21 protein-coding genes are annotated in these 21,459 nt (G+C 65.3%); 15 read left to right on the top strand and 6 right to left on the bottom strand.

Translation table 11 applies throughout. From position 1 onward, the window contains the following. Positions 1 to 8: 8 nt before the first annotated feature. From grxD to ACN0V4_RS11840, 4 genes are all read right to left on the bottom strand, one after another. Positions 9 to 371 (bottom strand): Grx4 family monothiol glutaredoxin, encoded by a 363-nt coding sequence (gene grxD / locus ACN0V4_RS11855; RefSeq protein WP_417676299.1) that lies wholly within the window; start codon positions 369 to 371, stop codon positions 9 to 11. A 42-nt stretch (positions 372 to 413) separates the two neighbouring features. After that, a complete protein-coding gene (locus ACN0V4_RS11850; RefSeq protein WP_417676297.1) occupies positions 414 to 650 on the bottom strand; it encodes a BolA/IbaG family iron-sulfur metabolism protein in 237 nt (78 codons plus the stop codon). 93 nt (positions 651 to 743) lie between these two features. Next, the gene (purL, locus tag ACN0V4_RS11845) at positions 744 to 2,903 is read right to left on the bottom strand and encodes a phosphoribosylformylglycinamidine synthase subunit PurL (protein ID WP_417676295.1); all 2,160 of its coding nucleotides are present in this window, start codon (positions 2,901 to 2,903) and stop codon (positions 744 to 746) included. Between the two features lie 278 nt (positions 2,904 to 3,181). Further along, positions 3,182 to 4,087: a LysR family transcriptional regulator gene (locus ACN0V4_RS11840; RefSeq protein ID WP_417676293.1), complete on the bottom strand. Its 906-nt coding sequence runs from the start codon at positions 4,085 to 4,087 to the stop codon at positions 3,182 to 3,184. A 167-nt stretch (positions 4,088 to 4,254) separates the two neighbouring features. Between ACN0V4_RS11840 and ACN0V4_RS11835 the strand changes: the two genes are divergently transcribed. From ACN0V4_RS11835 to ACN0V4_RS11785, 11 genes are all read left to right on the top strand, one after another. Further along, positions 4,255 to 7,680 (top strand): indolepyruvate ferredoxin oxidoreductase family protein, encoded by a 3,426-nt coding sequence (locus tag ACN0V4_RS11835; RefSeq protein WP_417676291.1) that lies wholly within the window; start codon positions 4,255 to 4,257, stop codon positions 7,678 to 7,680. A 357-nt stretch (positions 7,681 to 8,037) separates the two neighbouring features. Beyond that, complete coding sequence (locus tag ACN0V4_RS11830) at positions 8,038 to 8,241, top strand: hypothetical protein (protein ID WP_417676289.1); 204 nt, start codon at positions 8,038 to 8,040, stop codon at positions 8,239 to 8,241. Positions 8,242 to 8,247: 6 nt separating this feature from the next. Then, complete coding sequence (locus ACN0V4_RS11825; protein ID WP_417676287.1) at positions 8,248 to 9,057, top strand: glutamate racemase; 810 nt, start codon at positions 8,248 to 8,250, stop codon at positions 9,055 to 9,057. A gap of 56 nt (positions 9,058 to 9,113) precedes the next feature. After that, complete coding sequence (gene argC, locus ACN0V4_RS11820) at positions 9,114 to 10,142, top strand: N-acetyl-gamma-glutamyl-phosphate reductase (protein WP_417676285.1); 1,029 nt, start codon at positions 9,114 to 9,116, stop codon at positions 10,140 to 10,142. 24 nt (positions 10,143 to 10,166) lie between these two features. Then, positions 10,167 to 10,613: a cytochrome c maturation protein CcmE gene (gene ccmE, locus ACN0V4_RS11815; RefSeq protein ID WP_417676283.1), complete on the top strand. Its 447-nt coding sequence runs from the start codon at positions 10,167 to 10,169 to the stop codon at positions 10,611 to 10,613. A gap of 216 nt (positions 10,614 to 10,829) precedes the next feature. Continuing rightward, positions 10,830 to 11,441 carry a holin-associated N-acetylmuramidase gene (locus tag ACN0V4_RS11810; RefSeq protein WP_417676281.1) on the top strand — a complete coding sequence of 204 codons (612 nt, stop codon included), beginning with the start codon at positions 10,830 to 10,832 and terminating at the stop codon, positions 11,439 to 11,441. Positions 11,442 to 11,445: 4 nt separating this feature from the next. Beyond that, a complete protein-coding gene (locus tag ACN0V4_RS11805) occupies positions 11,446 to 12,018 on the top strand; it encodes a holin family protein (protein WP_417676279.1) in 573 nt (190 codons plus the stop codon). Between the two features lie 86 nt (positions 12,019 to 12,104). After that, on the top strand, positions 12,105 to 14,072 hold the full coding sequence (locus tag ACN0V4_RS11800; RefSeq protein WP_417676277.1) for a heme lyase CcmF/NrfE family subunit: 1,968 nt from the start codon (positions 12,105 to 12,107) through the stop codon (positions 14,070 to 14,072). Continuing rightward, a complete protein-coding gene (locus ACN0V4_RS11795) occupies positions 14,069 to 14,545 on the top strand; it encodes a cytochrome c-type biogenesis protein CcmH (protein WP_417676275.1) in 477 nt (158 codons plus the stop codon). The genes ACN0V4_RS11800 and ACN0V4_RS11795 overlap by 4 nt, the downstream gene beginning before the upstream one ends. Positions 14,546 to 14,617: 72 nt before the next feature. Further along, complete coding sequence (locus ACN0V4_RS11790) at positions 14,618 to 15,391, top strand: enoyl-CoA hydratase-related protein (protein WP_417676273.1); 774 nt, start codon at positions 14,618 to 14,620, stop codon at positions 15,389 to 15,391. Positions 15,392 to 15,402: 11 nt separating this feature from the next. After that, entirely contained in the window at positions 15,403 to 16,104 is a 702-nt protein-coding gene (locus tag ACN0V4_RS11785) for a DUF4336 domain-containing protein (protein WP_417676271.1), read from the top strand. Positions 16,105 to 16,143: 39 nt separating this feature from the next. Here the strand turns inward: ACN0V4_RS11785 and bmt are convergent, their stop codons facing one another. Continuing rightward, positions 16,144 to 17,160, bottom strand: coding sequence for a betaine--homocysteine S-methyltransferase (bmt, locus tag ACN0V4_RS11780; protein WP_417676269.1), 1,017 nt, complete (start codon positions 17,158 to 17,160; stop codon positions 16,144 to 16,146). A 116-nt stretch (positions 17,161 to 17,276) separates the two neighbouring features. Next, positions 17,277 to 17,597: a DUF1476 domain-containing protein gene (locus ACN0V4_RS11775; protein ID WP_417676267.1), complete on the bottom strand. Its 321-nt coding sequence runs from the start codon at positions 17,595 to 17,597 to the stop codon at positions 17,277 to 17,279. A gap of 156 nt (positions 17,598 to 17,753) precedes the next feature. On the opposite strand from ACN0V4_RS11775, the gene purC reads away from it, so the two are divergent. The 4 genes from purC (at position 17,754) to ACN0V4_RS11755 (ending at position 21,445) form a co-directional block, all read left to right on the top strand. Beyond that, positions 17,754 to 18,509, top strand: a complete 756-nt coding sequence (gene purC, locus ACN0V4_RS11770) for a phosphoribosylaminoimidazolesuccinocarboxamide synthase (RefSeq protein ID WP_417676265.1) — start codon at positions 17,754 to 17,756, stop codon at positions 18,507 to 18,509. 93 nt (positions 18,510 to 18,602) lie between these two features. Then, the gene (gene purS, locus ACN0V4_RS11765) at positions 18,603 to 18,833 is read left to right on the top strand and encodes a phosphoribosylformylglycinamidine synthase subunit PurS (protein WP_417676263.1); all 231 of its coding nucleotides are present in this window, start codon (positions 18,603 to 18,605) and stop codon (positions 18,831 to 18,833) included. A gap of 143 nt (positions 18,834 to 18,976) precedes the next feature. Further along, a complete protein-coding gene (gene purQ / locus ACN0V4_RS11760) occupies positions 18,977 to 19,645 on the top strand; it encodes a phosphoribosylformylglycinamidine synthase subunit PurQ (RefSeq protein WP_417676261.1) in 669 nt (222 codons plus the stop codon). A gap of 36 nt (positions 19,646 to 19,681) precedes the next feature. Continuing rightward, the gene (locus ACN0V4_RS11755; RefSeq protein ID WP_417676259.1) at positions 19,682 to 21,445 is read left to right on the top strand and encodes a sensor histidine kinase; all 1,764 of its coding nucleotides are present in this window, start codon (positions 19,682 to 19,684) and stop codon (positions 21,443 to 21,445) included. The last annotated feature ends 14 nt before the right edge of the window (positions 21,446 to 21,459 follow it).

The following is a 21,459-nucleotide window of genomic DNA, read 5'->3' as shown; positions in this document are numbered from 1 at the left end:
TGCGGCGATCAGGAATTCGCTTCGCGGATCTTCTCGGCGGCATCCTTGTCATAGGTGATGCCCTTGTCGTCGAAGAGCTGGTCCAGCTCTCCCGAAAGGGTCATTTCGGTGACGATGTCGCAGCCGCCGACGAATTCGCCCTTGACGTAGAGCTGCGGAATCGTCGGCCAGTCGGAGAAATCCTTGATCCCCTGGCGGATGTCGGCATCTGCCAGGACGTTCACGTCCTGAAAGTCGACACCCATATAGTTCAGGACACCGGCCACACGGCTGGAGAAGCCACATTGCGGTGCGTCCTTGGTGCCCTTCATGTAAAGCACCACGTCATTGGCGGAAATGGTTTGCTGAATGCGATCTGCTGCGTCGGTCATTTGCGCGTCTCCTTGCGGCAGGGGGATTGGGGGAAGGGGCCGTCAGTCGGGCGCCTTGGTGGTCAGCGCCAGGGCATGCAGCCTGCCGCTGTCGATTTCGGATTTCACCGCGGCATTGACGGCGCGCTGTTGCTGCACCCGGCTCTGGCCGCGAAAGCTTTCGTCGACGACCTCGGCGGCCCAGTGGTTTCCGTCGCCGGCGAGATCGGTGATCGTGATCTTCGCGGAGGGGAAGCTGGCACGGATCAGTGTTTCGATTTCGTGGGCTTGCATGGCCATGCGGGGTAACTCCTGTTGGTCTCGCGTCCAGATGTAGGACGCAAGGGCACGCCGCGCAAGCGCGGCGGCCCGTTGGGACGTCTGTGTCGGGGCTCAGCCCAGGGCGGCTTCGAAGCTGGTGCGATAGAGCGTCGAGAGATCCGCCAGCGGCGCCTCGGAGCCGTCGAAGCGTACCGTATCGCCGATGAAACGGCCGACCGTGCTCAGGGTGACCCCGGCCTGACCGGCGGCGGTCATCAGCGCCTCGGCCTGATCGAAGTTGCAGGCGATCAGATAGCGGGCCTGATCCTCGCCAAACAGGAACGGGGTGGCGCCACTGTCCAGATGCACGCCGACGCCAGAGCCTTCGGCCAGCTCGAACGCGGCCAGGGCCAGGCCGCCGTCCGACAGATCGGTGCAGGCGGTGATCAGCTCGCGATTGGCGCGGATGAAATCACCGTTGCGCTTTTCGGCATCGAGATCGACGTGGGGCGCATCGCCTTCCTCGCGGTTGAAGACCTCGGCCAGCAGGGCGGATTGGCCCAGATGGCCGAGGGTCTCGCCCAGCAGCAGGGCGACGTGACCCTCGCGCACCCGGGTGCCGATGATATCCGCCTCGCAGGCGATCAGACCCACGGCGCCGATGGTGGGTGTCGGCAGGATCGCGACGCCATCGGTCTCGTTATAAAGCGACACGTTGCCCGAGACGATCGGCATGTCGAGCGCGGAGACGGCTTCGCCGATGCCTTTGATCGCGCCGACGAACTGGCCCATGATCTCGGGCTTTTCCGGATTGCCGAAGTTCATGTTGTCGGTGGTGGCCAGCGGCGTGGCGCCGACGGCGGTCAGGTTGCGATAGGCTTCCGCCACCGCCTGCTTGCCGCCTTCGACCGGGTTGGCCTTGACATAGCGCGGGGTGACGTCCGAGGTGAAGGCCAGCAGCTTGTCGGTGCCATGCACCCGCAGGATGCCGGCGCCGAAACCGGGGCCGCGGGCGCTGTCGGCCATCACGGTGCTGTCGTATTGCTCATAGACCCACTGTTTCGCCGCGTAGTTCGGCGAGGAGATCAGCGCACGCAGCCCGTCGATGGGGTCGATCTGCGCCACCTCGCCCAGGGCTTCGGCGGCCGGGGTCTCGACCCAGGGACGATCGTATTCCGGCGCCTCGGACGACAGTTTCGACAGCGGCAGATCGGCCTTGGTCTCGTTGTTCATCATGATCAGGAAGCGGTCTTCGGCGATCGTCTCCCCGACGATGGCGAAGTCCAGATCCCATTTCTCGAACACCGCGCGCGCCTCGGCTTCCTTCTCCGGACGCAGAACCATGAGCATCCGCTCCTGGCTTTCCGACAGCATCATCTCGTAGGCGGTCATGCCTACTTCGCGGCAGGGCACCTTTTCCAGGTCGAGCCGCACGCCCAATTCGCCCTTGTCGCCCATCTCGACGGCGGAGCAGGTGAGACCGGCGGCCCCCATGTCCTGGATCGAGATCACCGCGCCGGTCTTCATCAGTTCCAGCGTGGCTTCCATCAGCCGCTTTTCGGTGAAGGGGTCGCCGACCTGAACGGTGGGGCGCTTTTCCTCGATGGTGTCGTCGAATTCGGCCGAGGCCATGGTGGCGCCACCGACGCCGTCGCGCCCGGTTTTCGCGCCGAGGTAGACGACCGGCATGCCGACGCCGGAGGCGGCGGAGTAGAAGATCTTGTCGGCGTCCGCCAGGCCGGCCGCAAAGGCGTTGACCAGGCAGTTGCCGTTATAGGCGGGGTGGAAGCGAACCTCGCCGCCGACGGTCGGCACCCCGAAGCTGTTGCCATAGCCGCCGACGCCGGCGACGACGCCATGCACAAGTTGCTTGGTCTTCGGGTGATCGACCGCCCCGAAGGATAGCGAGTTCATCGCCGCGATCGGTCGCGCGCCCATGGTGAAGACGTCGCGCAGGATGCCACCCACGCCGGTCGCCGCACCTTGATAGGGTTCGATGTAGGACGGGTGGTTGTGGCTTTCCATCTTGAAGATGACCGCCTGGCCGTCACCGATATCGACGACGCCCGCGTTCTCGCCCGGGCCACAGATCACTTGCGGGCCCGTCGTCGGCAGGGTGCGCAGCCACTTCTTCGACGACTTATAGGAACAATGCTCGTTCCACATGGCAGAGAAGATGCCAAGCTCGGTAAAGGTTGGCTCACGTCCGATGATGTCGAGGATACGCTGATATTCGTCCGGCTTCAGCCCATGGCTTTCGATCAGCTCCGGCGTAATCACTGGGTCTTGCATCGGTCGGGGGTCTCCGAGTGGCTTTGTCTGCGCCCTCTATTAGGGCATGGCCCCGTTGGGGAAAAGGGCCAAGCGCATCGGCGGCGCATGCGGAAAAGACCTTGGAACAAAAAAAGAGGCCGAGCACTAAGCTCGGCCCAAGTCCAACAGGGAGGTATGAAGATGATGCGCAACTGAGCGACATCGCCTTCGCGTGGTCATTTAGGCGTCACTTCGTGAACGTTCAAGCGCTATAATGCCGCATATGCAGCATGACCGGCATGTTTTTTCTGCATAGCTCAGAGCTTGCCGAGCTGCCGCAGTTGTTTGCGGTGGTGAATGATCTCGTCCTGGACGAAGTCACGAAAGGCCGCGATCCGCTTGGAGTGGCGCAATTCCTCGGGATAGGCGAGAAAAACAGGGACTTCGCCCGATTCAATCTGCGGCAGCACACGGACCAGATGCGGGAATTCCTCGGTCAGGTAGTCGGGCAGAACGCCGATGCCGAGATCGTTCAGAACCCCTTGCAGAACGCCGAAGTAGTTATTCACTGTCAGCAGGGAATGCGGCCCATTGGCCATCAATTGCTGCACCAGCGAAGCGCCCGCCGCCACCTGATGGGCGCCGGCGCTCTGACAGATCAGCCGGTGGTCGGAAATATCATCCAGCGACATCGGTGTGCCGGCGCGGTCGAGATAGTCGCGCGAGGCATAAAGTTGCATCTGCACCGTCATCAGTCGCTTGCGGATCAGATCGGCCTGGCTCGGCTCCTTCATGCGGATCGCCACATCGGCCTCGCGCATCGGCAGGTCGAGCACGCGCTCCTCCAGCATCAGGTCGATCTTCAGGTCGGGGAACTTCTCGAACAGCTTGGGCAGGCGGGGCGCCAGCCAGAGCGTGCCAAAGCCGGTGGTGGTGGTGACCTTGAGTTCGCCGAAGACCTCTTCCTCGCTGTCGCGGATGCGGGCAGAGGCCGCCTCCAGCCGTTTCGACATCGAGGAGGTCGCCTCGAACAGGAGTTCACCCTGTTCGGTCAGGATCAGGCCGCGGGCGTGGCGATGGAACAGCGTGGTGTTGAGTGATTCCTCAAGCGCGCGGATCTGGCGGCTGACGGCCGATTGCGACAGGTTCAGCCGGTCACCCGCATGGGTGAGGCTGCCGGCGTCGGCAACGGCGTGAAAAATTCTCAGCTTGTCCCAATCCATCTGTATCGCTTTCGTTCTTGCGGTCTTTCCCGCCAGTGCGGGTGGGGCATCTAACATGCTGTATTATGCTTCGTAAGGAAATGGGCAAAAAAACGCTACACAGGTCAGCTTTTTTGACCTATTATTGGCGGCAATTGTTGCAAACTAGTCAGCTTTGGGAGGAGCAGATGAGTCAGCAGAAAATTTCGCTGAACGACCGTTTTGATCTGGAGAAGAGCCCGGTGCTGTTGAACGGCACCCAGGCTCTGGTCCGCCTGATGCTGATGCAGAAGGCGCGGGACAAGGCGGCGGGGCATAATACGGCCGGTCTGGTGACGGGCTATCGCGGCTCGCCGCTGGGCGCGGTCGACATGCAGATGACCCGGGCGGCCAAGCCGCTCGCCGCCAGCGACATCACCTTTCAATACGGGTTGAACGAGGATCTGGCGGCCACCGCGCTCTGGGGCAGCCAGCAGGCCGAGCTGCGCGGTGAAGGCAAGTACGACGGCGTCTTCGGTCTGTGGTACGGCAAGGGGCCTGGGGTGGATCGGTCAGGCGACGCCATCCGTCACGCGAATATGGCCGGCACCTCGCGCTTGGGCGGCGTGCTGATGGCGATGGGGGATGACCATACCGGCGAATCCTCCACCGTGCTGCACCAGTCGGAATGGGCGTTGATGGATGCCTATGTGCCCATCGTCAGCCCGGCCGGGGTGCAGGAAATTCTCGATCTTGGGCTCTATGGCTTTGCCCTGTCGCGGTTCTCGGGTCTCTGGGTCGGCCTGAAGACGATGAAGGACACCATCGAGGTGACCTCGGTGGTGGATGGCCGGCCGGACCGGGTGCAGCTGGTGACGCCGAAATTCGACATGCCCGAGGGCGGGTTGAACATCCGGCTGGTCGACGACCGCACCGCGCAGGAGGCGCGGCTGATCGACATCAAGCGCTTTGCGGCCGAGGAATTCGCCCATGCCAACAAGATCGACAAGCGGGTCTGGGGCAAGCCGGGCGCCAAGATCGGTCTGGTGGCGGCGGGCAAGAACTGGCTCGACCTGCAACATGCGCTGACCATGTTGAACATAGATGAGGCCGAGGCAGAGCGGCTGGGGATCACCACCTATAAGATCGCCCAGGTCTTTCCGCTGGACATGAAGGGGTTCCACGATTGGGCCGAAGGGCTCGATCTGATCGTGGTGGTGGAAGAAAAGCGCAAGCTGATCGAGGTGCAGATCAAGGAGGCGATCTTTGACGACCGCCGCGGTCGCCGGGTCTATGGCTGGTACAAGGGCGGCGCCGGCGGCATGCATCAGGAAGAGCTGTTCCCGACGCGCGGCGCGCTCGACCCGCTGATGATCGCCGAGAAGCTGGGCAAGATCCTGCTGGAGGAGGGGCGCGACACCGATGCGATCCGCGCCGGCCTGCAGGCGCTGGACGATGCACGGCGCGCCGACAATGCCGAGGAACTGGCCAGCCGGCTGCCCTATTTCTGCTCGGGCTGTCCGCATAACACCGGCACCAAGATCCCCGAAGGATCGCGTGCCTATGCCGGGATCGGCTGTCACTTCATGGTGCAGTGGATGGACCGCGACACGCTGGGCTTCACCCATATGGGGGGCGAGGGCGCCAACTGGATCGGCGAGGCGCCGTTCTCCAACACCAAACACGTGTTCCAGAACCTGGGCGATGGCACCTATAACCACTCCGGCGTGCAGGCGATCCGGGCGGCTTTGGCGGCAGGCACCACGATCACCTACAAGATCCTCTATAATGACGCCGTCGCCATGACCGGCGGGCAGGAGAATGAGGGCGGCCTATCGGCGGCGCGCATCGCCAACGAGCTGAAGGCGATGGGGGTGCAAAACCTCGCCATCGTATACGACGAGAAAGAGGACGTGGATTTCAAGGCGATGCCGGCGGGCGTGCCCACCTTCGAGCGCGACCAGCTGCTGAAGGTCGAGGAGGATTTTCGCGACAAGGAAGGCGTTTCCGCCATCGTCTATATCCAGACCTGCGCGGCGGAAAAGCGGCGGCGGCGCAAGCGCGGCACCTTCCCCGATCCCGACCGTCGGGTGCTGATCAACCAGGATGTCTGCGAAGGCTGCGGCGACTGCGGGGTGCAGTCGAACTGCGTCTCGATCGTGCCGAAGGAGACCGAGCTGGGCCGCAAGCGGGCGATTGACCAGTCGTCCTGCAACAAGGATTTCTCCTGCCTCAAGGGCTTCTGCCCGTCCTTCGTGACGGTGCAGGGCGCCAAGATCCGCAAAGAGGCGACGGCCGATCTCGACTTGCCGCATTTGCCCGCGCCAAAGCTGCCGGCGATCCATGGCACCTATAACGTGGTGATCACCGGCGTCGGCGGCACCGGTGTCGTCACCATCGGCGCGGTGCTGGCGCAGGCGGCGCAGATCGACGGCAAGGGCGCCGGGATGATGGAGATGGCGGGGCTCGCCCAGAAGGGCGGCGCGGTGCATATCCATTGCCGGCTGGCCGAAAAGCCCGAGGATATCAGCGCCATCCGCGTCGCCACCGGCGAATGCGACGCGCTGATCGGCGGCGATCTGGTGGTCAGCGCCGGCGCCAAGACGCTGGGGCTGATGCGCCCGGGTCAAAGCGGCGCGGTGGTCAACAGCCACGAGATCATCACCGGCGATTTCACCCGCAACACCGAATTCACCATCCCGACCGACCGTTTGTCGCTGGCGCTGGAGGCGCGGGTCAAGGACGGGCTGACGCTGTTCGATGCCTCGGACCTGGCGCGGGTGACGCTGGGGGATTCGATCTATTCTAACATGATGGTCTTTGGCGCCGCCTGGCAGCGTGGGCTGGTGCCGATCAGCCATGAGGCGATTGCCCAGGCGATCGAGCTGAACGGCGCGGCCGTCCAGATGAACCAGCGCGCCTTCGAGATCGGCCGCTGGGCGGTGGTGCATCCGGAGGAGGCCGCCAAGCTGATTGCACCGGCTGCCAATGTGATCGAACTGCCCAAGACCCTGGACGAGAAGATCGAGTTCCGCGCGCGGCAACTGGTCGATTACCAGGGGTCGCGGCTGGCGAAACGCTATCGCAAGCTGCTGGACGGGATCGCTGACAAGGGGCTGAAGGAGGCGGTCGCGCGCGGCTATCACAAGCTTCTGGCCTATAAGGACGAATACGAAGTCGCGCGGCTGCTGTTGACGAGCCGCGAGAAGGCCGAGGCCGAATTCGAAGGCGATCTGAAGCTGAGCTTTCACATGGCGCCGCCGATCCTGGGCGGCATCGGGCCGGATGGGCGACCGAAAAAGCGCGAATTCGGCGAATGGATGCTGGGGCCGCTCAAGCTTCTGGCCCGGATGAAGGGGCTGCGCGGCACGCCCTTCGATCTTTTCGGCTATTCGGCCGAGCGCAAGATGGAACGGGCGCTGATCAAGCAGTTCGAGCGCGACATGAAGGAGGTCTTGCCGAAGGTCACGCCCGAGACCCGCGACATCGCATTGGCGCTGGCGCTTCTGCCCTTGCAGATCCGCGGCTTCGGCCCGGTCAAGCAGGAGAACGAGGCCAAGGCGGCCAAGCGGCGGGAGGAGCTTTTGGCGAGCTTCCGCCAGGGCGGCCCGGAACTGGCCAAGGCGGCTGAGTGATCCGGCTGTCGGCGCCGCGGGCCTCTGGTCGCAAAGCGGCGCCGACCAGCGCAGGCGTGATTCGGGCGTGACCGTCTGGGGCGCGCGCGACGGACTGCTGCCGGTGATGGCTGTTCGTTCCGTCCGGCCGTCGCGGGCGGTGGCCGGGCAGGGAGCCGCCCGATGGAAAAGGCCCCCCGGGGGCGCGGGTCTGATCAAACCTGCGGAGAGGGCCGAAGGGGTGACCCCGGCAGGGCTCGCGGCATCGTCATCGGCGGCTAGGGGCGCCGTTATCGTCGCCGCATCCGATGAAGGTGCGCGGGAAGGGGCTGCTGCCGATCTTCGGCGGACTTGCTGGGCGCCTTGTGCCACGGGCTTTTGATCAAAGAATTGCGCGTGCGGATTGGCCGCCCGGTGCGCGGGGGCAAGCGCAATCCCGTCAGGGGCGACATTTCGGCCCCGATGACACGGGACGCGCCGCTGATGATGGATTTTCCGGGCAAAGCAACGTATGGGGTGTTTCCACAACCGCCGAAGTCCTATGACTATGGCAATGAATTCGAGGAACGGCATCGCGCCTGACGAGCAATGGCAGTAGGTATTTTCGATTCCGGTCTGGGCGGGCTGACCGTCCTGGACGCTGTGCAGCACCGCCTTCCTGAGGTGGAGTTTCTGTATTTCGCCGACAGCGCGCATGCGCCCTATGGGGTGCGCGATGCCGAAGACATCTATCAGTTGACCAAACACGCGGTGGAAACGCTGTGGGATCGTGGCTGCGATCTGGTGATCCTGGCCTGCAACACGGCGAGCGCCGCGGCGCTCAGGCGGATGCAGGAGGCCGGCGTGCCGCAGGGCAAGCGGGTGCTTGGCGTCTTCGTGCCGTTGATCGAGGCGCTGACGGAACGGCAGTGGGGCGACAATTCCCCCCCGCGCGAGGTCGAGGTGCAGACCGTGGCGCTGTTCGCGACGCCGGCGACGGTGGCGAGCCGGGCGTTCCAGCGCGAGCTGGCCTTTCGGGCCATCGGTGTCGATGTCGAGGCGCAGGCCTGCGGCGGCGTCGTCGACGCGATCGAGGATGGTGACCGGATTCTGGCCGAGGCACTGGTGCGCAGCCATGTCGAGGCGCTGAAGCGGAAGATGCCCAAGCCCGATGCGGCGATCCTGGGCTGCACCCATTACCCGATCCTCGAGGACACCTTCCGCGAGGCGCTGGGGCCGGATGTGAAAGTGTTCAGCCAGGCCAATCTGGTGGCCGAGAGCCTGACGGATTATCTGAACCGTCACCCGGGCATGCTGGGCGCCGGCAAGGGTGGGTTTCTGACCACCGGCAATCCGCGCAAGGTCTCTGATCAGGCGATGCGGCTGTTGCGACGACAAGTGGAATTCGAAAAGGTCTGAGTGACCTTCCAAGCCTGTCGCAAAACCCAATGAATTCAAAAGGGAAGAGGTCTAAGATGACCCATAAAGTCGCCATTCTCGGGGCCAGCGGTTACACCGGGGCCGAACTGATCCGGCTGATTGCCCAGCATCGGAACATCGAAATCGTGGCCCTGTCGGGCGAACGCAAGGCCGGCATGGAAATGGCCGAGGTGTTTCCGCATCTGCGGCACATGAAGCTGCCGACGCTGTGCAAGATCGAGGAGATTGATTTCTCTGCCATCGATCTGTGCTTCTGCGCGCTGCCGCACAAGACCAGCCAGCAGGTGATCGCGGCGCTGCCGGCCGATCTGAAGATCGTTGACCTCTCGGCCGATTTCCGGCTGCGCGATCCGGCGGAATACGAGAAATGGTATGGCAACCCCCATGCCGCGCTCGCCCAGCAGGAAGAGGCGGTCTATGGCCTCACCGAATTCTATCGTGACGAGATCCGGGCCGCCCGGCTGGTCGCCGGGACGGGGTGCAACGCCGCGACCGGTCAATTCGCCCTGCGGCCGCTGATCAGCGCCGGGGTGATCGACCTGGACGAGATCATCCTCGATCTGAAATGCGCCGTTTCCGGCGCCGGGCGGTCGCTGAAGGAAAACCTGCTGCATGCGGAACTGAGCGAGGGGTATAACCCCTATTCCTTCGGCGGCACGCACCGGCATCTGGGCGAATTCGATCAGGAATTCTCGAAACTCGCCGGCCGGCCGGTCAAGGTGCAATTCACCCCGCATCTGATCCCGGCGAACCGCGGCATCCTCGGCACCGTCTATGTCAAGGGCGACCCGCAGGTCATCTATGACACCCTGCAGGCGGCCTATGCGGCCGAGCCCTTCATCCAGGTGCTGCCCTTTGGCGAGGCGCCCTCGACCCACCATGTGCGCGGGTCGAACTATTGCCACATCGGCGTTGCCGCCGACCGGCTGCCGGGGCGGACAATCGTCTTCGCCGCGCTCGATAACCTGACAAAAGGTAGCAGCGGCCAGGCATTGCAAAACGCCAACCTGATGCTAGGTGAGGATGAGGAGGAGGGGCTAACCATGGCCCCGCTGTTCCCGTAACAGGCGTTTCCGGGCGAGGGGAAGATGAAGAGTCTGAAAAAGCGACGTCGCATCCAGATCATCGCGCTTGCCGCGGTGGCGCTGGTCGTCTCGACCGCGCTGATCGGCTATGCGATGCGCGATGGCATCAACTTCTTCCGCTCGCCCAGCCAGGTGATGGCAGAGCCGCCGGCGGCCTCCGAGGTGTTCCGGCTGGGTGGTCTGGTCGAAGAGGGCACATTGGTGCGCGATCAGGGCGAGGTGGTGCATTTCGTGGTGACCGATGGCGGCGCCTCGGTGCCGGTGACCTACAAGGGGGTGCTGCCCGATCTCTTCGGCGAGAAGCAGGGGATGATCGGCACCGGGCGTTACGTGAATGGCGTCTTTGAAGCATCTGAAATCCTTGCGAAACATGATGAAACCTATATGCCGAAAGAGGTCATGGAGGCGCTGAAGGAACAGGGCGTCTACAAGGCCCCGGGCGAGAGCTGAGGCGCGGCGGTTTCGTGATCTCTCCTGGAGGTAGTCCCGGGGGCGATCGGTTTGACGCGCCTGCGGCGCGTGCCTCCGGCGGGGATATTTTCAGCTAGAAAAAGAGCGGGGTGCGCCCCAATCCCCAGGAAGGGGCGGGATGTGGCGCGCGCCAAGGTGATCGCGCGTTAACCTTCCTGTCGGAGCCTCTGCGCCGGATTGGCAGGAGGTGCGGCAATGCAGGATGTGCGGCAGATCGCCGAGGCGATCGTGGATCGGGAGGGCGGGTTCGTGTCCGACCCCGACGATCCGGGTGGGGCGACCAATCACGGGGTCACCATCCACACGCTGCGGCGGCTTGGGCTCGATCTGACCGGCGACGGGCAGGTGAGCGTCGCCGATCTCCGGGTGCTGAGCCGGGAGCGGGCGGTGGAGATCTTCATCAGCCAGTATTACCAGCGGCCGCGGATCGCCGAACTACCGGTGGCGCTGCAGCCTTCGGTCTTCGACATGTATGTGAATGCGGGGTCGAACGCGGTGCAGATCCTGCAGCGGCTGCTGCGTGAGATGGGGTATGACGTCGCGGTCGATGGGGTGATCGGGCCGCAGACGCTGGCGGCGGCGATGGATGCGGCCGCGCCCGACCCGGTCGCCCTGCGCGATGCCTATGGGGTGGCGCGGCGCAATTATTACTTCCGTCTGGCCGATAGCCGGGTGGCGAGCCGCAAATATGCGCGCACGCGCCTTGGCGGCAAGGGCGGCTGGATCAGCCGGGCGGAGGCGTTCCTGTCGCCGCGCTATCACCTGACGCAGGCGGAATTCTCCGCCCGCGTCGCGGCCTGGGGGTAGGGCGATGTTTCGGGAACTGCTTTTGACGCTGTTCGGCGGCGGTCGCAATCTGGTCAGCCAGACAGCGGAGGTGTTTCGCGAGAATGCCGAGGCGGGCGCGGTCCGGGCGGCAGACCTGCAAGGGCAGGCGATGGCGCAGCTTGGCGCCGAATTCGCGGTGGCCCGGCAGGGCCGGTTCGACCGGCTGATGGATGGGGTCAACCGGCTGCCGCGCCCGGCGCTGGCACTGGGAACGCTGGGAATGTTCGTCGCCGCCATGGTCGATCCGCTGTGGTTCGCCGCCCGCATGCAGGGGCTGGCGCTGGTGCCGGAACCGCTCTGGTGGCTGCTGGGGGTGATCGTCTCCTTCTACTTCGGGGCGCGCTATCAGGTGAAGCACCAGGCGTTCCAGCAGGGTATCGCCGAGACCCTGGCGCGGGCGCCGCAGGTGATGGAAAACGTCGCCGGCTTGGAGAAGATGCGCCATGACAGCCCCGGCGCTGCGGATACCGGGCGGGATGCGCAACTGGTCTTGTCGGCGACCCGACCCGAGGCCAACCGGGCGCTGGAGGATTGGCGCGCCGCCAGGGTGGGCTGAGCCCGCCAGGGGGTTGCGACAACGTGATCCCGGGGCCGGCGCGAAAACCATTGGCCGGCCCCGCAGAGCGCCCTATACATCGGGGCATGATTACCGAATTTGGTCACTTCGCCCTGGTGCTGGCCTTCATGGCCGCAATCGTGCAAACCGTCGTCCCGATGGTGGGCGCGCAGAAACGCTGGTCCGGCTGGATGGCCGTGGCCGAACCCGCCGCCACGCTGCAATTCCTGATGACGGGGTTTGCCTTCGCGGCGTTGATGCATGCCTTCGTCACCTCGGATTTCTCGCTGAAGGTGGTGGTGGAGAATTCCCATTCCGCCAAGCCGATGCTCTACAAGATCAGCGGGCTCTGGGGCAACCACGAGGGCTCGATGCTGCTTTGGGTGCTGATCGTCTCGCTTTTCGGGGCGACGGCGGCCTGGTTCGGCGGTGGCCTGCCGCCCGGGCTGAAGGCGCGGGTGCTGTCGGTGCAGGGCTCGATCGGCGTGGCGTTCTACGCCTTCATCCTCTTCACCTCGAACCCCTTCCTGCGCCTGGCGGTGCCGCCCTTCGACGGGCAGGATCTGAACCCGCTGCTGCAGGACCCGGGGCTCGCCTTCCATCCGCCGTTTCTCTACCTCGGCTATGTCGGGCTTTCGATGTCCTTCAGCTTTGCCGTGGCGGCGCTGATCGAGGGACGGGTGGATGCCGCCTGGGGGCGCTGGGTGCGGCCCTGGACGCTGGCGGCCTGGATCTTCCTGACCATTGGCATCGCCCTGGGCTCCTGGTGGGCCTATTACGAGCTGGGCTGGGGCGGCTTCTGGTTCTGGGACCCGGTCGAGAACGCCAGTTTCATGCCCTGGCTCCTGGCCGCGGCGCTGCTGCATTCCGCCATCGTGGTGGAGAAGCGCGAGGCGCTGAAGGCCTGGACCATCCTGCTGGCGATCTTGGCTTTCGGCTTTTCGCTGATCGGCACCTTCATCGTGCGCTCGGGTCTGCTGACCTCGGTGCATGCTTTCGCCAATGATCCCGAGCGCGGCATCTTCATCCTGATCATTCTGGCGGTCTTCACCGGCGGCGCGCTGATGCTGTTTGCCGCCCGCGCCAATGCGATGGAGGCGAAGGGCGTCTTTGCCATGGTCAGCCGGGAAAGCGCGCTGGTGGTTAACAACATCCTGCTGGCGGTGGCGGCCTTCGTGATCTTCTTCGGAACCCTCTGGCCGGTCGTGGCCGAGATGGGCTTTGGCCGCAAGCTGAGCGTCGGGGCGCCCTATTTCAATGCCGCCTTCAGCCCCTTCATGGTGGTGTTGGGGCTGATCCTGCCGGCGGGCGCCATGCTGCCGTGGAAACGCGGACGGCTGGGTCGTACGCTCTGGTCGCTGCGCTATGCCTTCGGGCTGGCGGTGGCGCTGGCGGCGCTGGTCTGGGCGCTGCAGAGCGGGCGCAGCGCGCTGGGGCCGGTCGGCGTGTTTCTGGGCGCCTGGATCGTGTCGGGCGTGGCTGTCGACCTGTGGTCGCGTTCGGGCCGGGGCGTTAACCGGCTGGGCCGACTGATCCGGCTGCCGCGTGCCGATTGGGGCAAGGCGCTGGCCCATGCGGGGCTGGGCGTTACCATCTTCGCCATCGCCGGGCTCACCGCCTGGCAGAGCGAGGATATCCGCGTCGCCAAGCTGGGCGAAAGCTTCTCCGTCTCGGGCTTCGATCTGACGCTGGAGAAGGTGGAGGAGCTGCGCGGGCCCAACTATTTCTCGACCACGGGAACGGTGCGGGTACTGCGCCAGGGCCGCGAGGTGGCGGTGCTGCGCCCTGAGAAACGGGTCTATCCGGTGGCGCAGATGCCGACGACCGAGGCGGCGATCGACAACGGGTTCACCCGCGACGTCTATGTGGTGATCGGCGATCAGCAGGCCGATGGCGGCTGGACCGTGCGCACCTATATCAAGCCCTTCGCCAATTGGATCTGGGGCGGCGCGCTGATGATGGCCTTCGGCGGGTTCCTCAGCCTGTCCGACCGGCGGTTCCGGGTGGCGGCGGGGGCGCGCAAGCCGGCCGCCAAGCCGGTGGCGGCGGAATGAGCGGCGCGATGATCCGCGCCGGGCTGACCGCCCTGCTGCTGGCCGTCGCCGCACCGTCGCTGGCCGTGTTGCCGGATGAGATGCTGGCCGATCCCAAGCTTGAGGCGCGGGCGCGCGAGATCAGCAAGGGGCTGCGCTGTCTGGTCTGCCGCAACGAGAATATCGACGAATCGAACGCCGATCTGGCGCGCGATCTGCGCATTCTCGTGCGCGACAGGCTCAGCGCCGGGGATAGCGACCGGCAGGTGGTCGATTACGTGGTCGACCGCTATGGCGAATACGTGCTGCTCAGCCCCACCACCAAGGGGGCGAACTGGTTGCTCTGGGCCGCCGGCCCCCTGATGCTGCTGATGGGCGGCGGGCTGGCCTGGGTCTATTTGCGCGGCCGCTCCAGGGCGCCGCATCCGCAGGACGCCGCCCTGACCGAGGAGGAGCAGGAGCGCCTGCGCCGCATCCTCGATCAGGAGGGGTGACGCGCGGTTGTCCCTTTTCCCGCGTCGCCGCTTGCGGCAGGGTGCCGCCTGACACCGGACCGGGAGAGAGCCTTGGACTATCAGACCATCACCTTTGACATCGCCGACCATCTGGCAGTGCTGTCGCTGAACCGTGCCGACAAGATGAATGCGCTGAACGCGCAGATGCGGGCCGAGATCACCCATGCGGTGGGCCTGGCGGCGACAGAGGCGCGCGCGCTGGTGTTGACCGGCGTGGGGAGAGCCTTCTGTACCGGCCAGGATCTGGGTGACGCCGAGGGCGGCGTGATGGATCTGGAGCGTCTTCTGCGCGAGGAATACGGCCCGATGCTGACTGCGATCGCCAATTGCTCGATCCCGACCCTGTCGGCGGTCAACGGGCCGGCGGCGGGGGCGGGGGCCAATCTGGCGCTGGCCGCCGACGTGGTGATCGCCGCCGAGAGCGCCTATTTCCTGCAGGCCTTCACTCGCATCGGTCTGATCCCCGACGCCGGCGGCACCTATACCCTGCCGCGTCAGATCGGTATGGCCCGGGCCATGGGCGCGGCGCTGTTTGCCGATCGGATCAGCGCCCGGCAGGCGCAGGACTGGGGCATGATCTGGGAGGCGGTGGCGGATGACGCTTTCGAGGCGCATTGGCGGACGCGGGCGGCCTATCTGGCAAGCGGCCCCACCAAGGCCTTCGCCGGGGTGAAGACCGCCCTGCGCGCCAGTTTTGGCCATTCGCTGGAGCAACAGCTCGATCTCGAGGCGAAGCTGCAGGGCGACTGCGGCCGCAGCCGCGACTTCGAGGAGGGTGTAATGGCCTTCCTGCAGAAACGCCCGGCCGAGTTCGAGGGGCGCTGAGCCTGCAGCACATGTCCGAGACGCGCCTTGCCCCCCTGGGCCCTGACATCTGGTTGGCGGATGGTCCGACCGTCGCGGTGCTGGGCTTTTGCTATCCGACCCGGATGGCGGTGATTCGGCTCGGCTCCGGCGGGTTGATGATCTGGTCGCCGGTGGCGCTTGATCCCGACTTGCGGGCCGAGCTTTTGGCGCTGGGGCCGGTGGCGCATATCGTGGCGCCCAATGCGCTGCATCACCTCTCGGTTCTCCAGTGGCATCAAGCCTTTCCGCAGGCGCAGCTTCACGCCGCGCCCGGCCTGCCGGCAAAGCGCCGCGACATCCCCTTCGATCGCACCCTGGGCGAGGCGCCGGATCCGGCCTGGGCGGGGGATGTCGATCAGGTGCTGATCCGCGGCAATCTGATCACCACCGAGGCGGTCTTTTTCCATCGCGCCAGCGGCACGGTGTTGTTCACCGATCTGTTGCAAGGATTTCCGCCCGATTGGTTTTCCGGCTGGCGGCGGGCGGTGGTGCGGCTTGACGGCATGGTCGGGGCGGAACCCGCGGTGCCGCGCAAGTTCCGGCTGGCGTTCCAGGATCGCAAGATCGCGCGGGCGGGGGTGGCGCGGGTTCTCGACTGGCCGGCGCAGAGGCTGGTGATGGCGCATGGTCCGGTGGTGACCGAGGATGTCGCCGGCCTGCTGGCGCGGGCGTTTCGCTGGCTCGGCGTCTGATCGGGCCGCCTGACGCCGCCCGATCAGCAGAGGCGGCGATCAGCCGCGACGCCGGCGGCGGGTGTCGCGGCGGGGGGCGCCATCATCGTCGCCGGTGCCATCCGAGGCCGAGCTGAACGGGCCGAGCGCCTGGGTGATCTGTTCCAGCGTCGGCCGATCGTCGCGCGGGCGGCTGTCGAGCGCCTCGCGCATGTGGCGCAGATGCTCGGGCGTGGTGCCGCAGCAGCCGCCGATGATCCGGGCGCCGGCATCGCGCGCCAGGGCGGCATAATCGGCCATCAGCTCGGGCGTGCCGTCGTAATGGATATGGCCATCTTGATATTTTGGAATGCCGGCATTGCCCTTGCTGATGATCGGCAGCTCCGTCCCCTGGGCGACGAAGCCCAGCACGGTGCGCAGGATGTCCGAAGCGCCGGTGCCGCAATTGGCGCCGAAGGCCAGCGGCTGCGGCGCCAGGTCGGAGACCAGCCGCACCAGATCGGCCGAGGTCACCCCCATCATGGTGCGCCCGGCCGTATCGAAGCTCATGGTGCCACACCAGGGCAGGCCAGTGAGCGCGAAGGCCTCGGCGGCGGCAAGGTATTCTTCCGGCGCCGAGATGGTCTCGAGCCAGAGCACATCGACGCCGCCCGCCTTCAGCGCGTCGGCCTGCTCGTGGAACATCTCGACCGCGAGGGCGTGGGACAGCGGGCCGATCGGCGCCATGATCTCCCCGGTGGGGCCGACCGAGCCCGCGACGACGACTTTCCGTTCGGCCCTGTCGGCGACGTCGCGGGCCAGCTCCGCCCCGACGCGGTTCAGTTCGCCCACCCGTTTCTGCGCCTCGTGCAGCTTCAGCCGGGCGGCGTTGCCGCCAAAGGTATTGGTCAGGAAGAGATCGCTGCCGGCCTCGACTGACCCCTGGTAGAGCGCGGTGATCTTGGCGGGCTCGGCCGTGTTCCACAGCTCGGGCGCGTCGCCCGACTGCAGCCCCATGGCGAACAGATTGGTGCCGGTGGCGCCATCGGCCAGGATCACCTCGTTGGTGGCGAGCATCTTGGACAGGACATCAGTCATCTGGCTCTCCTTCGTGTGGGGGCGACCGGGGGCGCAGATACGACAACGCCCCGCCGGTGAGGGACGGGGCGCCGGTCAGGATCAGGAGACGCGCGGCGCCCGGCCCGGAAGGGGCATCAGCCCTGGGCGTCGCCCATCAGTTGCGCCTTGGCCTCGACCAGCAGGTCGGACATCTTGGCGCGGATTGCCTCGGGGCTCGATTTCTCGCCCAGATCGGCCGCCACCTTGCGCACCACATCTTCTTGCCCGGCTTCCTCGAAGTCAGCCTTGACCACCGAGGCGGCATAGGCGGTGGCCTCGTCGCCGGTCATGCCCATCAGGTCGGCGGCCCAGAGACCCAGCAGCTTGTTGCAGCGGGCCTGCGCCTTGAACTGCATTTCCTCGTCATGAGCAAACTTGGCCTCGAAGGCGTTTTCGCGATCGTCGAAAGTGGTCATGGGTCTGCTTCCCTAGAAAAGACTGTTTCCCCCCGTATGCCGCCCCGCGTCCGCGAGGGCAAGAGGATCCCGCGCGGCTTGCGACATAGTGGAGCTTGTACTATGTGGGCCTCAGGCGCGGGGACTCATCCCCGTCGCACAGCCGAAAGGTATGCTATGGCCCGCCGCAAGAAGATTTACGAAGGCAAGGCGAAGATCCTGTACGAAGGCCCCGAGCCCGGCACGATTGTGCAGTATTTCAAGGATGATGCCACTGCCTTTAACGCGCAGAAGAAAGACGTGATCGAAGGCAAGGGGGTTCTGAACAACCGCCTGAGCGAGTTCTTCATGCTGGGGCTGAATCAGATCGGCGTCCCGACTCACTTCATCCGCCGCCTGAACATGCGCGAACAGCTGGTGCGGAGCTGCGAGATCATCCCGCTTGAGGTGATCGTGCGCAATTTCGCCGCAGGATCGCTGTCGAAGCGTTTGGGGATCGAAGAGGGCACCCAGTTGCCGCGTCCGATCGTGGAATATTGCTACAAGGACGATGCGCTCGGTGATCCGATGGTCTCCGAAGAACATATCGCCGCCTTTGGCTGGGCCAGCCAGCAGGACATGGACGATGTGCTCAGCCTGGCGCTGCGGGTCAACGATTTCATGTCCGGCGTGATGCTGGCCGTGGGCATCAAGCTGGTCGACTTCAAGATCGAGATCGGCCGTGTCTACGAGGGCGACTTCCAGCGCCTGGTCGTCGCCGACGAGATCAGCCCGGACAGCTGCCGGCTGTGGGACATCGAAACCGGTCGTCACCTCGACAAGGACGTGTTCCGCCGCGATCTGGGCAGCCTGACCGACGCCTATTCCGAAGTGGCCCGCCGTCTTGGTGTGCTGCCGCAGGCGGCGCCGACGAAGCCCACGCTGATCAACTGAAATTCATGCCCGGACCCGGGCATGGGGAATGTCTATTACTTGAACAGAGAAGACGCCCGAAAGGGCCGATCTGAAAACGACCGGGGTGCAGGAATGAAAGCACGTGTGCATGTGATGCTGAAGAACGGGGTGCTCGACCCGCAGGGCGAGGCGGTGCGCCACGCGCTCGGCGCCATGGGCTTCGACGGCGTCGAAGGCGTGCGGCAGGGCAAGGTGATCGACCTGGACCTGGCCGAGGGCACCACCAAGGAACAGATCGCCGAGATGTGCGAGAAGCTGCTCGCCAACACGGTGATCGAAAGCTACGAGATCGAGCTGGGCTGAGGCGGGCGGGCCCGCTGGGCGCCCTGGCGCCAGGCGGGCCGGTCTTTCGCCTCGGACCCCGGCTTGATCCGACCCATCAGGCGCCGCCGGCCAGGTCCGGGCGGCGCCGTGCCATTGAAGACGCGAGCTGAAGGAGCCCAGCCATGCGCGCAGCCGTCATCACCTTTCCCGGGTCGAACGCCGACCGCGATCTGGCCGTCGCCTTCGAACAGGCCGGTTTCGATGTGACAATGGTCTGGCACAAGGACAGCGATCTGCCCGCCGGCGTCGACATCGTCGGCGTGCCGGGGGGCTTTTCCTTCGGTGATTACCTGCGCTGCGGCGCCATCGCGGCGCAATCGCATATCACCGCGGCGGTGATCGAACACGCGGCGCGCGGCGGCTTTGTGCTGGGCATCTGCAACGGCTTCCAGATCCTGACCGAAACCGGCGTGCTGCCGGGCGCCTTGCTGCGCAATTCCGGACTGAAGTTCATCAGCAAGCCGGTGGCGCTGAAGGTCACCACCACCGACAGCGCCTTTACCAGCGGCTATGAGGCCGGGCAGGAGATCATGATCCCGGTCGCCCATCACGACGGCAACTATTTCGCTGATGCCGAGACGCTGAAGGCGCTGCAGGATCAGGACCGGATCGCCTTCACCTATGCGCAGAACCCCAACGGATCGCTCGCCGACATCGCCGGCATCCTGTCCGAGAACCGTCGGGTGCTGGGAATGATGCCGCACCCCGAGCGCGCCTGCGACAACGGGCATGGCGGAAACGACGGAGCGGCGCTCTTCCGCGCATTGGCCGGGGTTCTGACTCCTGCATGACTTGAGCCTGCGCCGGCGGAGCAGTAATTTCGTCGCATGAATGCGACACATCTCCCGCCCGCGAAACGGACACGTGCCACGGCCATAAGCTGGCGGGTGCGGGTGGCCCTGCTTGTGTTGGTGACGGTTGCCATCGCCACCATCTGGACCACCAACCGGCTGTTGTCGGACCGTTTCACCGAAAGCACGCGCTATCGGGCCGAGCTCAGGTTGGCGCTTTACAGCGGCAACCTGTTGAGCGAGCTGCGCCGCAATGCCATCGTGCCGCAGCTCTTGTCACGCGATCCGACCCTGATCGCGGCGCTGCAATCCAAGGATTATTCGTTGTCGACCCAGCGGCTGATCTCCTTCGTCGAGGAGATCGGAGCGGCCTCGCTCCTGCTGCTGGATCAGGACGGCCGGGTGGTGGCGGCGACCGATCGCAACCGGCTGGGGCAGATGCGTCGGCAGGAGGCCTATTTCGTCGATGCCATCCGTGCCAATGCCACGGTGTTTTCGGTGATCCCGCGCGAGACGGGCGGCTATGCCTTCACCTACTCGCGGCGGATTTCCGATGGCGCGGGCATTCTGGGGGTGATCGTCGTCGAGGTCGATCTGGCCAAGTTCGAACGGGCCTGGGCCGGGATTTCCGACGCTGTGCTGGTCACGGACAGCACCGGCACCATCGTGCTGGCGACCGAGCCGCGTTGGCGCGGGCTGAGCGAGGAAGAGGCGCTGCAGCGGCAGACGCCGCAGGGCGCGATCCAGCGGGCGATCCGGATGACGGCGGATTGGACCGCGTTGCCGGTCGATGCCTATCTGCAGGGCGAGGCGGTGATGCGGATGGAAACCCGCATCCCGTTCCGCGGCTGGCGTATCACGTCTTTCACCACCTATGCCTCGATCCGCGAGAAGGTGAACGCGGTTCTGGCGCTGGAGATCATGGGATTCGCCATCCTGCTGGCGATGGCCTTCTATGTGCTCAGCCGCAAGACCGCGCTGAGAATGGCGCTGTTCCAGCGCGAGTCGGCGGAGCTTCGCGCGTTGAACGCCAGGCTGCAGCGTGAAATCGCCGAGCGGGAGCGGGTGCAGGAAAACCTTGCCGTGGCCGAACAGACGTTGGCGCAAAGCTCGAAACTCGCCGCCCTGGGCGAGATGTCGGCGGCGGTCAGTCACGAGCTGAACCAACCGCTGGCGGCGATGAAGACCTATCTCGCCGGTGCCCGGCTGCTCCTACGTCGGAACCGGCTGGAGGAGGCTTTGGCGAGCTTCGGGCGGATCGACGATCTGCTGGAGCGGATGGGGGCGATCACTCGGCAGCTCAAATCCTATGCCCGCAAGGGCAGCGAGACGTTGTCGCCGGTCAATCTGGGCGATGCGCTGCTGTCATCACTGGCGATGATGGAGCCGCAACTGCGCCAACGCCATGTACGGATCACCAAGATACTGCCCGAGCAGTCTGTTCTGGTGATGGGCGACCGGATGCGGATCGAGCAGGTGATGATCAACCTCTTGCGCAATGCGCTCGACGCCACCAAATCGGTGAATGACCCGGAGATCGAGATCATTCTCGCCGCCGGCGAAACGGCGACGCTGACAGTGCGTGACAATGGCTCCGGGATCGAGGATTTCGATGCGATCTTCGAACCCTTCTATACCACCAAACAGCCCGGCGACGGGGTGGGGCTTGGCCTCGCCATCTCGTCGGGGATCGTCAACGATCTCGGCGGCCGGCTGACGGCGCGCAATGGCCAGAGAGGGGGGGCGGTCTTCGAGATGCAGCTTCCCATCCTGGACGAGAGCATCGAGGCGGCAGAATAACAGGAAAGGAACAC

The organism is Pseudodonghicola sp., assembly GCF_048268305.1.
Taxonomy (GTDB): domain Bacteria; phylum Pseudomonadota; class Alphaproteobacteria; order Rhodobacterales; family Rhodobacteraceae; genus Pseudodonghicola.
The sequence above is the reverse complement of the archived record's forward strand: the minus strand, read 5'-3'. Positions and strand labels throughout refer to the sequence as shown.